This window comes from Pseudomonas sp. AC136 (genome assembly GCF_979258585.1).
The window spans coordinates 2,784,409-2,799,573 of sequence record NZ_OZ409865.1 but is presented as its reverse complement, the minus strand read 5'-3'; the positions used below and the strand labels follow the sequence as shown (position 1 = coordinate 2,799,573).

Below are 15,165 nucleotides of genomic sequence, written 5' to 3'. Positions count from 1 at the left end.
GCGCTGCCTGCAACGATGCAGATGGCCGGCGAGTTTAGCACGCCGCCCGAGATCGCCGCCGCGCGCCATGGCTGAGCTAAACTGCGCAGCTACGCAGAGGAGCCGCACCATGCAAAACCCGCAGAATCTTATTTGGATCGACCTGGAAATGACCGGCCTGGATCCTGAAACCGACGTAATCATTGAAATGGCGACGATCGTCACCGACAGCAACCTCAACGTGCTGGCCGAAGGGCCGGTGATTGCGGTGCACCAGAGTGATGAAACCTTGGCGGCCATGGACGAATGGTGCACCCGCACCCACGGCGAAAGCGGCCTGACCCAACGCGTGCGCGACAGCAAGATCAGCGCCCAGGAAGCCGAAGCCCAGACCATCGCATTCCTGGAACAGTGGATACCGAAAGGCAAATCGCCGATCTGCGGCAACAGCATCGGCCAGGACCGCCGCTTCCTCTACCGCTACATGCCGAACCTGGAAGCGTACTTCCACTACCGCTACCTCGACGTGTCCACCCTGAAAGAACTGGTGGTTCGCTGGGCACCGCAGATTCGTGATGGTTTCACCAAGAAGGGCAGCCATTTGGCGCTGGACGACATCTACGACTCGATTGCCGAACTGAAGTACTACCGCGAGCATTTTATTAAAAAGTTTTGATTGGCACGGGCGCACAGCCGTTGGGCTTCGCCTTCGGCTCACCGCTCGCGGACCGAACCTTGCGCCGTCATTCCCGCGTAGGCGGGAATCCAGGGTCGTGCAGGCATTCACCGTCCGCTCCGACATTCTGGGTCCCCGCGTTCGCGAGGACGACGGGGGTGGGTTGTTGCTCCGAGCAGGATCGGTCACCCGCCGAGGTGAAGTGCTACCGGGACCGGGCAGCCTGTAGGAGCGGCTTTAGCCGCGATGCTTTTTTGCCCTCAGGAGCATCGCGGCTAAAGCCGCTCCCACAGAATCGAAAGCATCACCGCCCATGCCGCTCCAATGCCCACTGCACGTGCTCACGCACCATCTCCGAATCATCATCCCGGCGCAGTTCCAGCGCTTCGATAACCGGAATGCTCGACGGCGCATTGCCCAGCCCTACCGCCAAGTTGCGCAACCACCGCTCGTAACCCGCACGCCGCAATGGCGAACCTTCGGTGCGGCTCAGAAATTCTTCTTCGTTCCAGCGAAACAGCTCGGCCAACTGCGCGTTGTCGAGGCTATGGCGCGGGGCGAAGTCGCTCTGTTCAGTCGGCTTGGCGAAACGGTTCCAGGGGCAGACGATCTGGCAGTCATCGCAGCCAAACACCCGGTTGCCGATCAAGGGGCGCAGGTCGGCAGGAATCGGACCTTTCAGCTCGATGGTCAGGTAAGAAATGCAGCGGCGGGCGTCAAGCACATACGGGCCGACAAAGGCGTTGGTCGGGCAGATATCCAGGCAAGCGGTGCAGCGACCGCAGTGTTCGCTGGTGTGAGATGCATCGACCGGCAGCGGCACATCGACAAACAGCTCGCCCAGGAAAAAGTAGCTGCCGGCCTTGCGGTTCAGGACCAAGGTGTTCTTGCCGATCCACCCAAGCCCGGCTTGCTCGGCAATGGCTTTTTCCAACACCGGCGCGCTGTCGACAAATGCGCGGTAGCCGAACGGGCCGATGGCTTGCTGAATGCGTTCGGCCAGTTGCTGCAGGCGCTTGCGAATCAGCTTGTGGTAGTCGCGGCCCAGCGCGTAGCGCGACACATAGGCGGTTTCCGGCTGGCCAAGCCGCTGCGCCATCAGCGTGTCGCCGGGCAGGTAGTCCATCCGCAGCGAGACCACGCGCAAGGTGCCGGGCACCAACTGTTCGGGGTGCGAGCGTTTGCTGCCATGGGCGCCCATGTAGTCCATCTCGCCGTGATACCCCGCCGCCAACCAGCGCTCCAAGTGCGCTTCATGCTCGCCCAGGTCCAGCCCGGCGATGCCGACTTGCTGAAAGCCAAGCTCGCGCCCCCAGTCTTTGATCGACTGGGCGAGGCTGACAACATCAAGGGCAGGGTTGGACATGGGCGCAGGCAACTAAGGCAGAGGTGCGTATAATTCTGCCAGACATCCGAGCCGACTGACGCATGCCGCCTATCAACGACGCATTCCCCACCGCTTTGCACAGTGCCGCCCAGGTACGTGATCTCGACGCCCGCCTTATTGCGGCGGGCACTCCCGGCTTTGAATTGATGGAGCGTGCCGCCCATGGTGCTTGGCGCGCGTTGCGTCAGCGCTGGCCGCAGGTGAATGAAGTCACGGTAGTGGCGGGGCATGGCAACAATGCCGGCGACGCGTATCTGCTCGCGGCCCTGGCCCAGCGTGCCGGGTGGCAGGTTCATCTGTATGCCGTCGGCGATACGGCGCGACTGGTTGGCGATGCCGCCTCTGCTTACGCTGAAGCCAAGCAGGCCGGGATAACGGCGCAACCGTGGCACGCCGATGCGCCATTGGCCGGCGTTGTGGCCGATGGCTTGCTTGGCACGGGGCTAACCGGCGAGGTTCGGGCTCCCTATGCCGACGTGATCAGCGCAATCAATGCCAGCGGTCTGCCGGTGCTGGCGCTGGATGTGCCGTCGGGGCTGTGTGCCAACACCGGAACCGCGCTGGGCGAGGCCGTGCGCGCCGACCTCACCGTCACCTTTATTGCATTGAAAGTCGGGCTGTTCACTGGCGAAGCGCCGGCGCTGGTCGGTGAGTTGGTGTTCGATGACCTGCGCGCCGAGCCGAAGTTGGTCGCCGAAACGGCTTATGTGGCCCAGCGGCTAAGCGCTGCCACCCTTGCGCATCTGGCGCCTCGCTCGGCGACCGCGCACAAAGGTCAGTTCGGTCATGTGCTGGTGGTCGGTGGCGATCGTGGCTTTGGCGGCGCCGCCTTGCTTGCCGCCGAGAGCACCTTGCGCTGCGGCGCCGGCCTGGTTTCCTTGGCAACGCGCCCGGAGCATGTGTCGTCCGCGCTGGTGCGTCGCCCGGAAATCATGTGCGCGGGCATCAGCTCGGCCAACCAGTTAACGGCGCTTAGTCAGCGTGCTCACGTGTTGGTGGTGGGGCCCGGCTTGGGGCAGGAAGCCTGGGGGCGTAGTTTGTTTTCCGTCGCCCGGCATGCCGATTTGCCTCAAGTGTGGGATGCCGATGCGCTGAATCTGTTGGCGCACAAGCCTGCAGTGCTTCCCGCCAACAGCGTGATCACGCCGCACCCAGGTGAAGCGGCGCGCCTGCTCGGTATCTCCACTGCCGAGGTGCAGGCCGACCGGCCGGCAGCGGCGCGTGCTTTGGCGAAAAACTTTGCGACCGTAGCGGTGCTCAAAGGCGCAGGTAGTTTGGTCGCCGCGCCGGATGGGCGGCTATGTGTTTGCGATCACGGCCACCCGGCGATGGCCGGCTCAGGCTTGGGCGATGTGCTGGCCGGTGTCGTCGGCGCACTGTTGGCTCAGGGTATGTCGGCGTTCGATGCCGCGTGCTTGGCGGTGTGGCTACACGCCCGGGCGGGTGAGCAGTTGGGCGAGCAGGGCCGAGGCCTGGCCGCCAGTGATTTAATCGCGGTAACTCGTCAGCTTTTGCAGGAACAGTCGCCATGTCTGATGTGAGTGTGGATATCTATAAAGCAGACGAAGCGTCGATGCTGGAGCTGGGTGCGCGCATCGCTGAGGTCACCGGTGGGCGCGGCATCATTTACTTGCATGGCGATCTGGGCGCAGGGAAAACCACCCTGTCGCGCGGCATTATTCGCGGGCTGGGTCATACCGGTGCGGTGAAAAGTCCGACGTTCACCCTGGTAGAGCCCTATGAGCTGGGCGGGGTGCGCGCCTTTCACTTTGACCTTTACCGCCTCGTCGATCCCGAAGAGCTAGAGTTTCTGGGCATTCGCGATTACTTCGAAGGCGATGCCCTGTGCCTGATCGAATGGCCGCAGCGCGGTGTTGGCGTTTTGCCAAAGGCGGACGTGGACATTACCATTAGCCCCCACAAGAGCGGGCGCCTGCTGCGTTTTACGCCGCACAACGGATTGGGCGAGGCCTGGTGTGCCGCCTTAGCCAAATACGAAAAGCATCAATAAGAGAGTGGGGTTGGGTATGCGCATGCGCGCGCTGGTTACCGGGGTTGCTGTGCTGCTTGCCGTATTGGCTGCCGATTTAGTGGCTGCGGCCGATATCAAAAGCGTACGGCTGTGGCGCGCGCCGGATAACACACGCCTGGTGTTCGACCTGTCGGGCCCGGTGACCCACAGCGTGTTCACCCTGACGTCACCCAACCGCATCGTCATCGACGTAAACGGCGCGACGCTGGCGACCAAGCTCGAACAGCTGTCGATTGCCAATACGCCGATCACCAGCGTGCGGTCGGCGCAGCGTTCGCCCACTGACCTGCGCATTGTTATCGACCTGTCGTCCCCGGTTACGCCCAAGAGCTTCAGCCTGGCGCCGAACCAGCAGTACGGCGATCGCCTGGTGGTCGACCTGTTCGACCAAGGCGCCGACAGTTCGCCAAGCCTGCCGTCGACCACCACCGCTGCCGCGCCGCAGGTGCCGGTAACGCCGACCCAGCCGCTGCCCAAGCTGACGCCACCAGACCCGAGCGGCAAGCGCGACATCGTGATCGCTATTGACGCTGGTCACGGCGGCGAAGACCCCGGCGCCCTCGGCCCGCGTGGTGCTCGTGAGAAGGATGTGGTGCTGGGCATCGCCCGCGAGCTGCAACGCCAAATCAACGGCACCAAAGGCTACCGCGCCGAGCTGGTGCGCACCGGCGACTACTTTATTCCGCTGCGCAAACGCACCGAGATCGCCCGCAAGAAGGGCGCTGACCTGTTTGTGTCGATTCACGCCGACGCCGCGCCGAGCAAATCGGCGTTCGGTGCTTCGGTGTTTGCCCTGTCAGATCGCGGCGCCACCTCGGAAACGGCACGCTGGCTGGCCGACAGTGAAAACCGCTCTGACTTGATTGGCGGCGCGGGCAACGTCAGCCTCGACGACAAAGACCCGATGCTGGCCGGTGTGCTGCTCGACTTGTCGATGACGGCGTCGCTGTCCTCCAGCCTCAACGTCGGCCAGAAGGTGCTCACCAACCTTGGCAGCGTGACGTCGCTGCACAAGCGCCGCGTTGAACAGGCCGGGTTTATGGTGTTGAAGTCGCCGGATATTCCTTCGATTCTGGTCGAGACCGGGTTTATCTCCAACCCGAATGAGTCCTTGAAACTGGCCAGCGGCAGCCACCAGCAATCGCTGGCGCGCTCGATCTCCAGCGGCGTGCGCCAGTTCTTCCAGCAAAACCCGCCGCCTGGCACTTACATCGCCTGGCTGCGTGACTCGGGGAAAATCGCGCCTGGGCCTCGCGACCACTTGGTGGCTTCCGGTGAAAGCCTGGCGATGATTGCCCAGCGGTATCAAGTAACCCAAGCCGCCATTCGCTCGGCCAACAATTTGAAAACCGATTCCCTGAAAGTTGGTCAGCATCTGCAAATTCCACCGACCGCTTTGGCGGCGCAGCCATGACGGTCGCTGAGTTGACGCAAGCGCGTATCGAGCTGCTGAGCCCTCGGCTGGCGAACCAGATCGCTGCTGGCGAGGTGGTTGAGCGTCCGGCCTCGGTGATCAAAGAGCTGCTGGAAAACAGCCTCGACTCTGGCGCATCGCGTATTGATGTGGACGCCGAGCTGGGCGGCACCAAGCTCTTGCGCGTGCGCGACGACGGCAGTGGTATCGCTGCCGACGACTTGCCGCTCGCGCTGGCACGCCACGCGACCAGCAAGATTCGTGAGCTGGAAGACCTCGAAAGCGTCATGAGCATGGGCTTTCGCGGTGAGGCGCTGGCCTCCATCAGTTCTGTAGCGCGCCTGACCCTCACGTCTCGCACCGCAAATGCCGAGCAAGCCTGGCAGGTTGAAACCGAAGGCCGCGACATGGCGCCCCGCGTACAGCCGGCGGCACATCCGGTCGGCACGTCGGTGGAAGTGCGCGACCTGTTCTTCAACACCCCAGCGCGGCGCAAGTTTCTCAAGGCGGAAAAAACCGAATTCGACCATCTTCAAGAAGTGGTCAAGCGCCTGGCATTGGCGCGTTTCGACGTGGCGTTTCATCTGCGCCATAACGGCAAAAGCGTGCTCGCTCTGCACGAAGCCCATGACGAGGCCGCACGCGCTCGCCGAGTCGCGGCGGTGTGTGGCCCGGCATTTTTGGAGCAGGCGCTGCCCATCGAAATCGAGCGCAACGGTTTACGCATGTGGGGCTGGGTTGGGCTGCCCACGTTCTCCCGTAGCCAGGCCGACCTGCAATATTTCTATGTGAACGGCCGGGCGGTGCGCGACAAACTGGTCGCCCATGCGGTGCGCCAGGCGTATCGAGACGTGCTGTTCAACGGTCGTCATCCGACGTTTGTTCTGTTCCTCGAAATTGATCCGTCGGTGGTCGACGTCAACGTGCACCCGACCAAGCACGAAGTGCGGTTCCGTGATGGGCGCATGGTGCATGACTTTCTATATGGCACCTTGCACCGCGCGCTGGGTGAGGTTCGCCCGGAAGACCAACTGGCCGCACCGGCAGCGGTGGCCGGCATGCTGCGGCCTACCGGGCAGGCGGCGGGGGAGTTCGGTCCGCAAAATGAGATGAGCCTGTCGGCCAATGTGTTGGAGCGTCCGGCTTCGGACAATGTCTGGCGCGCGCCGGGCAGCGGGTATCAGGGCGGCTACCAGGCGGCGCGTCCGTCGCAAAGCCTTCCCGTGGCAGAAACTCAGGGCGTGTATCGCGACTATTTCGCCCCGCTTGCTGCCGGCGGCGCGCCAACGGCCTTGCCTGAAAACCAGGGCGACATTCCGCCGTTGGGCTATGCGTTGGCGCAGCTTAAAGGCGTGTACATCCTCGCCGAGAACGCCATTGGCATGGTGCTGGTAGACATGCACGCCGCACACGAACGCATCACCTATGAGCGCCTGAAAGTCGCCATGGCCAGCGAAGGCTTGAGCGGGCAGCCGTTGCTGGTGCCTGAATCGATTGCCGTGAGCCAGCGTGAGGCTGATTGCGCGGAGGAGCATGCCGCGTGGTTCCAGCGTCTGGGTTTTGAGTTGCAGCGGCTTGGCCCGGAAACCCTGGCGATTCGCCAGATTCCAGCGTTGCTCAAGCAGGCTGAGGCCAATCGACTGGTGCACGACGTGGTGGCTGACTTGATGGAGTACGGCACCAGCGACCGTATTCAGGCGCATCTCAATGAGCTGCTGGGCACCATGGCCTGCCACGGCGCAGTGCGCGCCAATCGCCGCCTGACTATTCCGGAAATGAACGGTTTGCTGCGGGATATGGAAAGCACCGAGCGCAGCGGCCAATGCAACCACGGTCGACCGACCTGGACGCAGCTGGGCATGGACGACCTCGACAAACTCTTCATGCGCGGCCGCTAAAGGACCTTCGTTATGTCCAGTCGCCTGCCTCCGGCGATTTTCCTTATGGGGCCGACTGCTGCCGGCAAGACCGACCTGGCCATCGAGCTGAGCCAGCGCCTGCCCTGCGAGTTGATCAGCGTCGACTCGGCGCTGGTGTATCGCGGCATGGATATCGGCACGGCCAAGCCGTCCAAAGCGCTGCTCGCCGAGTATCCGCACCGTCTTATCGATATTCGCGACCCGGCTGAACCCTATTCGGCAGCAGACTTTTGCACCGATGCGCTTGCAGCGATGGCTGAAATCACCGCGCGCGGGCGCATTCCGCTGTTGGTGGGCGGCACCATGTTGTATTACAAGGCGCTTCAAGACGGGCTGGCCGATATGCCGCCTGCCGATGCGGCCGTTCGCGCGCAGTTGGAGCAGCGCGCGGCGGCAGAGGGTTGGGATGTGCTGCATCGCGAATTGGCGGCGGTGGACCCAGCGTCGGCGGCGCGTATTCACCCCAACGATCCGCAGCGACTGTCGCGCGCCCTGGAAGTGTATTTGGTCAGCGGCCAGACCATGACGTCGCATCGAGAGCGTCAAGCCGCTCAAAACGGCGGTTCTAGCACAGCTGGGGGCTCGCAATTCCCCTATACTGTCGCCAGTTTGGCCATCGCACCGGCAGAGCGCCACGTACTGCACGCGCGCATTGCCGAAAGATTTATGGCCATGATGGAACAGGGCTTTGTCGAAGAGGTCGAAAACCTGCGAAATAGAGGTGACCTGCACGTAGGATTGCCGTCTATACGGGCTGTGGGTTATCGACAGGTTTGGGATTACCTCGACGGCAGCCTGACTCGAGAGCAAATGGTCGAGCGTGGCATTATCGCCACCCGTCAATTAGCCAAAAGACAGTTCACCTGGTTGCGCGGATGGTCCAATCTGCACTGGCTAGACAGTCTGGCTTGCGACAATCTACCGCGCACCTTGAAATACTTGAAGTCGATCTCCATATTGGACTGAGACCTTGCTTATAGCCGTCTATCCTTGGGGGTACTGCGGCGAAGTCCACCACTTTCCATACTATAACTATCGATCTCCAAAGGAGTGCGGCACATGTCAAAAGGGCATTCGCTACAAGACCCTTACCTCAATACCCTGCGTAAGGAACGCGTACCGGTTTCAATTTATTTGGTTAACGGCATCAAGCTGCAAGGCCAGATCGAATCCTTCGACCAGTTTGTTATTTTGCTGAAGAACACTGTCAGCCAAATGGTCTACAAGCACGCCATCTCCACCGTGGTACCGAGCCGTCCGGTTCGTCTGCCTAGCGCGACGGAAGGCGAGCAAGTCGAAGCAGAACCAGGTAACGCCTGATAGGAGTCTGCTTTGTTCTTCGAGCGTCATGAAGGTGGTGAGCGGGCCATTCTGGTTCATCTGGAAGGCCAGGACCCAGAGGCGCGCGAAGACCCGCAGGAGTTCCAAGAGCTCGCCCATTCGGCGGGTGCGGACACGGTGGCGTTCATTAACGTGCCACGTCATCGGCCGACCGCAAAATTTCTGATTGGCAGTGGCAAGGTCGAAGAGTTGCGCGACCTGGTCAAGGCCGAGCAGGCCGATCTGGTTATCTTCAACCACATCCTAACCCCCAGCCAGGAACGTAACCTCGAGCGCGTGTTCGAGTGCCGCGTGCTGGATCGCACGGGGTTGATCCTGGATATCTTCGCTCAGCGCGCACGCACCCATGAGGGTAAGTTGCAGGTCGAGCTGGCTCAGCTTGATCACCTCAGCACGCGCCTGGTTCGCGGCTGGACTCACTTGGAACGCCAGAAAGGCGGTATCGGTCTGCGTGGTCCTGGTGAAACCCAGTTGGAAACGGACCGTCGCTTACTCCGCGTACGCATCGGGCAGATCAAGCAAAAGCTTGAGCGCGTTCGCAGCCAGCGTGAGCAGGCGCGTCGCGGCCGTAAGCGTGCGGATATTCCTTCCGTATCATTGGTGGGTTACACCAACGCCGGTAAATCGACCTTGTTCAACGCCGTCACTCAATCCGAGGTGTACGCGGCTGATCAGTTGTTTGCCACGTTGGACCCAACGCTTCGCCGTCTTGAATTAGACGACTTGGGCCCAATCGTGCTGGCCGACACCGTGGGCTTTATTCGTCATCTGCCGCACAAGCTGGTCGAGGCCTTCCGCGCTACGCTGGAGGAGTCGAGCAACTCCGATTTGCTGCTGCACGTGATCGATGCTCATGAGCCCGACCGTACTCAGCAGATCGAGCAAGTGTTGGCGGTGCTGACGGAAATCGGTGCGGATGAGTTGCCGATACTCGAGGTCTACAACAAGCTCGACATGCTGGAAGGCGTTGAGCCGCAAATTCAACGTGACGAAGCAGGGCGCCCGCAACGCGTTTGGCTTTCTGCCCGTGACGGCCGTGGCCTGGATTTGCTCGAGCAAGCGGTTGCTGAGCTGCTCGGCAATGATTTGTTTGTCGGCACTTTGTGCCTGCCGCAACGGTTGGGGCGCCTGCGCGCTCAGTTTTTTGAGTTGGGCGTTGTGCAAACCGAAGAGCATGATGAGCACGGCGCGAGCTTGCTGTCTGTGCGGGTTCCGCGGGTTGAATTGAACCGCTTGATCAGCCGTGAAGGCTGGCAGCCGTCAGAGTTTTTAGAGCAACACACTTTGCAATAAAGCCTGCGACTGCGGCTTTGCTGCTGCCGGACGGCATCTGTAGCATTGGCGGGCGCGCCGTGGGCGCGTCTTTGCTTTATCAGTATGGAGAGCGCTATGGCTTGGAATGAGCCGGGTGGCAACTCGAATAATCAAGACCCTTGGGGTGGACGCAAGGGCGGCGGTGACCGCAAAGGTCCACCGGATCTCGACGAAGCCTTCCGCAAGCTGCAGGACAGTCTGAACGGACTGTTCGGTGGCAGTAAAAAACGTGACAGCGATAGCGGTTCCAGTGGCGGCGGTGGCGGTGGCTTTGGCCTTATCGCTGTGGTCGTTGCCGTGGTGGCAGCCATCTGGCTGTACAGCGCCGTCTATGTCGTCGACGAGCAGGAGCAAGCCGTCGTGCTGCGCTTCGGCAAGTACTACGAAACTGTCGGCCCAGGCCTCAACATCTATTTCCCTCCGATTGATCGCAAGTTCCAAGAGAACGTCACCCGCGAGCGTGCTTACAGCAAGCAAGGGCAGATGCTCACCGAAGACGAGAACATCATCGAGGTGCCGCTGACCGTTCAATACAAGATCAGCAACCTGCAAGAGTTCGTGCTTAACGTTGACCAGCCGGAAGTGAGCCTGCAGCAGGCCACCGACAGCTCGGTACGTCATGTAGTGGGTTCCACCGCAATGGACCAGGTGCTGACCGAAGGCCGTGAACTGATGGCCAGCGAAGTCAAAGAGCGCCTGCAGCGTTTCATGGATACCTACAAAACCGGTATCACCGTTACGCAGGTGAACTTGCAGAGCGCTGCCGCGCCGCGTGAAGTTCAGGAAGCTTTCGATGACGTGATTCGTGCCCGTGAAGATGAGCAGCGTGAGAAGAATCTGGCTGAGTCGTATGCCAACGGCGTAGTGCCGGAAGCGCGTGGTCAGGCTCAACGCCTGATTGAAGACGCTAGCGGTTACCGCGATGAGGTGGTTTCCCGTGCTACGGGTGAGGCGGATCGTTTCACCAAGCTTGTAGCCGAGTACCGCAAGGCGCCTGAAGTGACTCGCGAGCGTCTCTACCTCGACACCATGCAAGAGCTGATGACCAACACCAGCAAAGTATTGGTGACCGGCGAGAAAGGGCAGAACAATCTGCTTTATCTGCCGCTCGACAAGATGATCGATAGCCGTGGCGCTGCACCTGCTCAGGGGGCTTCCAGCAATGCTGCCGCCGCTGATTTGGGCGCGCGCGTGAATGCTGATTTGCAACAGCGTGATCTGCGGACAAGGGAGACTCGCTGATGAGCAATAAATCACTGGCCGTCCTGATCGTCGCCATTGTCGCTGTGCTGGTTGGTTGGAACTGCTTCTACATCGTCGCGCAAACCGAGCGTGCGGTGATGCTGCAGTTCGGTCGCATCGTGCAAACCGACGTAGCGCCTGGCCTTCACGTGAAGATTCCGTACGTTAACCAGGTGCGCAAGTTCGATGCGCGTTTGATGACGCTGGATTCCTCCACTTCGCGTTTCCTGACCTTGGAAAAGAAAGCGCTGATGGTCGATGCCTACGCCAAATGGCGTGTGCTCGATGCTGAGCGTTTCTACACCGCGACGTCCGGGATCAAGTTGATTGCCGACGAACGTTTGTCGCGCCGTCTTGAAGCCTCGCTGCGCGACCAGTTCGGTAAGCGCACGTTGCACGAATCGGTGTCGGGTGAGCGGGATGCGTTGATGGCTGACGTAACTGCAACGCTCAACAAGGCTGCGCAGAAAGAATTGGGCATCGAAGTGGTCGACGTTCGCGTCAAAGCGATCGACCTGCCCAAGGAAGTTAACCGCAGCGTGTTCGACCGTATGAGTTCGGAGCGTGAACGCGAAGCTCGCGAGCATCGCGCCAAAGGTAAAGAGTTGGCTGAAGGCATTCGTGCCGATGCCGACCGCCAGAAGCGTGTGATCCTGGCCGAAGCCTATCGTGAGGCGGAAGAAATGCGCGGTGATGGCGATGCGAAAGCGTCTGCCATTTACGCGCAAGCCTACGGCATGGACCAAGAGTTCTACGGTTTCTACCGCAGCCTTCGCGCATACCGCGAGAGCTTTGCCGACAAGCGTGACGTATTGGTCCTCGATCCAAGCAGCGATTTCTTCCGGTATTTGGAGAAATCAAAACCTTGATGTCAGTCGTTTCCGGCGGACGCTAGTCGTCCGTCGGGGTGACCCGTCAGGGAAACGTGTTATGATTGGTCAGCCGGGAAATTCCCGGCTTTTTTGCGTCTGTGGGAACCATGTGGCAGGAACTCGGCATCGCGTTGTGTTTAGTGCTGGTGCTGGAAGGCATCCTGCCGTTCCTATATCCACGAGGTTGGCGTGAGACATTCATGCAGCTTTTACAGCTGTCTGATCGTCACTTACGTTTAATCGGGCTTGCCAGCATGTTGCTGGGAACAGTCCTCCTTTACTGGCTTCATTAATGGCTGCCGCCCGCAACGAGGGGAATGGCGAAATGGCAACGGTAGACCGCTGGCTGCTGCCAGATGGCATCGAGGAAGTACTGCCGCCGGAAGCGGCGCGCATTGAGGCGGCCCGCCGCCAGGTGCTGGATCTGTTCCAGCGCTGGGGCTATGAGTTCGTCGTCACTCCACATATTGAATACCTGGAATCGCTGCTCACCGGCGCGGGCCAGGATCTGGACTTGCGCACCTTCAAGGTGATCGATCCGCAAACCGGTCGGCAGATGGGTTTTCGCGCTGACATCACGCCGCAAGTGGCTCGCATCGACGCGCATACGTTGCGTCGCGAAGGCCCGAACCGTCTGTGCTACGCCGGCAGCGTGCTGCATGCTCAGCCGCGCGCGCTGACAACCTCGCGCAGCCCGATTCAACTGGGCGCCGAGCTGTACGGCGATGCCAGCCCGGCCAGTGACGTTGAAGTGATCAGCCTGCTGCTGGAAATGCTTGAGCTTGCCGCCGTTCCTGACGTGCATATCGACCTCGGTCATGTCGGCATCTACCGGGGTCTTGCCCGCGCGGCGGGTCTTTCCGGTGAAGTCGAGCAGCAGCTCTTCGATGCGCTGCAGCGAAAAGCCGTCGATGAAGTGGCTTCGCTCACTGAGCACGTGCCCGCTGAATTGCAGAAAATGCTGCGCGCCCTCGCCGAGTTGTGCGGCGAGCGCGAAGTGCTGGACCTGGCGCAAGCCTGCCTGGTCGAGGCGCCTGAAGACGTGCACCTGGCGCTGGACGAGCTGATCGCCATTGCTGACACCCTTGAGCGCCGGTACCCCGAAGTGCCGCTGTACTTTGACCTCGGCGAACTGCGCGGCTACCACTATCACACCGGTGTGGTGTTCGCGGCGTTCGTTCCCGGTGTTGGCCAGTCCATCGCGCAAGGCGGCCGTTACGATGACATCGGCGCTGACTTCGGTCGCGCTCGTCCGGCCACCGGTTTTTCGACCGACCTTAAAACTCTGGTAACGCTAGGCTCCATGCAGCTCGACGAGCCAGAGGCTGGGGTTTGGGCGCCAGACAATCACGATTTGTATCTATGGAAGGCAGTTCGCCAGTTGCGCGGGCAAAACACGCGTGTTGTGCAGGCGCTGCCGGGGCAGGAAGTTTCTGCTGCGCGCGAGGCAGGCTGCGATCGCCAGCTGGTTCTCGTCGATGGGCGCTGGCAAGTGGCGCCGTTGGCTAATTAAAGATTTCCGTCGGCTGCGGCCGGCATCAAGCTTCGAAGAGGACAAGTGTTATGGGTAAGAATGTCGTCGTCCTGGGCACCCAATGGGGTGATGAGGGCAAAGGCAAGATCGTTGATCTGCTGACTGAGCACGCGGCTGCGGTCGTTCGCTACCAGGGCGGTCACAACGCAGGTCATACCCTGGTGATCAACGGCGAAAAAACCGTCTTGCACCTGATCCCGTCGGGCGTACTGCGTGACGGCGTTCAATGCCTGATCGGCAATGGCGTGGTGGTTGCACCTGACGCCCTGATGCGCGAAATCATCAAGCTGGAAGAGAAGGGTGTTCCGGTGCGCGATCGCCTGCGTATCAGCCCGGCCTGCCCGCTGATCCTGTCGTACCACGTGGCGCTGGATCAGGCCCGTGAGCGCGCCCGTGGCGAAGCCAAAATCGGCACCACCGGTCGTGGCATCGGCCCGGCATACGAAGACAAAGTGGCCCGTCGTGGTCTGCGAGTAGGTGACCTGTTCCACCGCGAGCGTTTTGCCGCCAAGCTCGGCGAGTTGCTGGACTACCACAACTTCGTGCTGGTGAATTACTACAAAGAGCCGGCCATCGACTTCCAGAAAACCCTGGACGAGTGCATGGAATACGCCGAGCTGCTGAAGCCGATGATGGCCGACGTGACGTCCGTGTTGCACGACATGCGCCGCGACGGCAAAGACATCATGTTCGAAGGCGCGCAAGGTTCGTTGCTCGACATCGACCACGGCACCTATCCCTACGTCACCAGCTCCAACACCACCGCCGGCGGTATCGCCACCGGTTCAGGTTTTGGTCCGATGTACCTCGATTACATCCTCGGTATCACCAAGGCCTACACCACGCGCGTTGGCTCGGGTCCGTTCCCGACCGAGCTGTTCGACGATGTCGGTGCGTTCCTTGCCAAGCGTGGCCACGAGTTCGGCGCCACCACTGGCCGTGCGCGTCGTTGCGGCTGGTTCGACGCCGTCATCCTGCGTCGTGCCATCGAAATCAACAGCATCTCGGGCCTGTGCCTGACCAAGCTGGACGTGCTCGACGGTCTTGAAACCATCCGCATCTGCGTGGGTTACAAAAACGAAAACGGCGCGGTGATCGACGCCCCGACTGACGCTGACAGCTACATCGGCCTGGAGCCGGTGTACGAAGAAGTGCCGGGCTGGAGCGAGTCGACGCTGGGCGCCAAGAGCCTGGATGAACTGCCGGCCAATGCCCGCGCCTACATCAAGCGAGTGGAAGAGTTGGTCGGCGCGCCGATCGACATCATCTCCACTGGCCCGGACCGCAACGAAACCATCGTATTGCGTCATCCGTTCGCCTAAGGGCTAGCGCCGTCGCTTACGACGGTTAACGAAAAGGGTCGCCAATTGGCGGCCCTTTTTCGTTTCTGAGCGTCTGGTCAGGTGTGGCGGCATGGCACTTGCTGTGCTCAAGTTATCCCAGCAGTTGCCGTCA

At 61.1% G+C, this 15,165-nt stretch carries 14 protein-coding genes; 13 read left to right on the top strand and 1 reads right to left on the bottom strand.

Annotated elements, in window-relative coordinates; all coding sequences use genetic code 11:
- The first annotated feature begins 109 nt into the window (after positions 1 to 109).
- Positions 110 to 655, top strand: coding sequence for an oligoribonuclease (orn, locus tag ACZZZU_RS12630; RefSeq protein WP_463550777.1), 546 nt, complete (start codon positions 110 to 112; stop codon positions 653 to 655).
- Between the two features lie 304 nt (positions 656 to 959).
- Here orn and queG read toward each other — a convergent pair whose 3' ends face one another.
- Complete coding sequence (gene queG, locus ACZZZU_RS12625; RefSeq protein WP_463550776.1) at positions 960 to 2,021, bottom strand: tRNA epoxyqueuosine(34) reductase QueG; 1,062 nt, start codon at positions 2,019 to 2,021, stop codon at positions 960 to 962.
- A 62-nt stretch (positions 2,022 to 2,083) separates the two neighbouring features.
- Here queG and ACZZZU_RS12620 point away from each other — a divergent pair, with 62 nt between their 5' ends.
- The 12 genes from ACZZZU_RS12620 to ACZZZU_RS12565 all read left to right on the top strand — a co-directional run bounded on the left by ACZZZU_RS12620 (position 2,084) and on the right by ACZZZU_RS12565 (position 15,032).
- On the top strand, positions 2,084 to 3,583 hold the full coding sequence (locus ACZZZU_RS12620) for an NAD(P)H-hydrate dehydratase (protein WP_463550775.1): 1,500 nt from the start codon (positions 2,084 to 2,086) through the stop codon (positions 3,581 to 3,583).
- A complete protein-coding gene (tsaE, locus tag ACZZZU_RS12615) occupies positions 3,571 to 4,053 on the top strand; it encodes a tRNA (adenosine(37)-N6)-threonylcarbamoyltransferase complex ATPase subunit type 1 TsaE (protein ID WP_463384062.1) in 483 nt (160 codons plus the stop codon). Before ACZZZU_RS12620 ends, tsaE begins: the two co-directional genes overlap by 13 nt.
- Before the next feature lie 4 nt (positions 4,054 to 4,057).
- A complete protein-coding gene (locus ACZZZU_RS12610) occupies positions 4,058 to 5,488 on the top strand; it encodes an N-acetylmuramoyl-L-alanine amidase (RefSeq protein ID WP_163016471.1) in 1,431 nt (476 codons plus the stop codon).
- Positions 5,485 to 7,386: a DNA mismatch repair endonuclease MutL gene (mutL, locus tag ACZZZU_RS12605; RefSeq protein ID WP_463550774.1), complete on the top strand. Its 1,902-nt coding sequence runs from the start codon at positions 5,485 to 5,487 to the stop codon at positions 7,384 to 7,386. Before ACZZZU_RS12610 ends, mutL begins: the two co-directional genes overlap by 4 nt.
- A 12-nt stretch (positions 7,387 to 7,398) precedes the next feature.
- Positions 7,399 to 8,373, top strand: coding sequence for a tRNA (adenosine(37)-N6)-dimethylallyltransferase MiaA (miaA, locus tag ACZZZU_RS12600; RefSeq protein WP_463550773.1), 975 nt, complete (start codon positions 7,399 to 7,401; stop codon positions 8,371 to 8,373).
- A gap of 93 nt (positions 8,374 to 8,466) precedes the next feature.
- Positions 8,467 to 8,727, top strand: a complete 261-nt coding sequence (hfq, locus tag ACZZZU_RS12595; RefSeq protein WP_108097895.1) for an RNA chaperone Hfq — start codon at positions 8,467 to 8,469, stop codon at positions 8,725 to 8,727.
- Positions 8,728 to 8,739: 12 nt separating this feature from the next.
- Entirely contained in the window at positions 8,740 to 10,041 is a 1,302-nt protein-coding gene (hflX, locus tag ACZZZU_RS12590) for a ribosome rescue GTPase HflX (protein WP_463384058.1), read from the top strand.
- Positions 10,042 to 10,137: 96 nt separating this feature from the next.
- Entirely contained in the window at positions 10,138 to 11,304 is a 1,167-nt protein-coding gene (hflK, locus tag ACZZZU_RS12585) for an FtsH protease activity modulator HflK (RefSeq protein WP_122491951.1), read from the top strand.
- Positions 11,304 to 12,173 carry a protease modulator HflC gene (gene hflC / locus ACZZZU_RS12580; RefSeq protein ID WP_122491950.1) on the top strand — a complete coding sequence of 290 codons (870 nt, stop codon included), beginning with the start codon at positions 11,304 to 11,306 and terminating at the stop codon, positions 12,171 to 12,173. Before hflK ends, hflC begins: the two co-directional genes overlap by 1 nt.
- A 110-nt stretch (positions 12,174 to 12,283) precedes the next feature.
- Complete coding sequence (locus tag ACZZZU_RS12575; RefSeq protein ID WP_108097891.1) at positions 12,284 to 12,469, top strand: DUF2065 domain-containing protein; 186 nt, start codon at positions 12,284 to 12,286, stop codon at positions 12,467 to 12,469.
- A 32-nt stretch (positions 12,470 to 12,501) separates the two neighbouring features.
- Positions 12,502 to 13,689, top strand: a complete 1,188-nt coding sequence (locus ACZZZU_RS12570) for an ATP phosphoribosyltransferase regulatory subunit (protein ID WP_463550772.1) — start codon at positions 12,502 to 12,504, stop codon at positions 13,687 to 13,689.
- A gap of 50 nt (positions 13,690 to 13,739) precedes the next feature.
- Positions 13,740 to 15,032: an adenylosuccinate synthase gene (locus ACZZZU_RS12565; RefSeq protein ID WP_463384056.1), complete on the top strand. Its 1,293-nt coding sequence runs from the start codon at positions 13,740 to 13,742 to the stop codon at positions 15,030 to 15,032.
- The last annotated feature ends 133 nt before the right edge of the window (positions 15,033 to 15,165 follow it).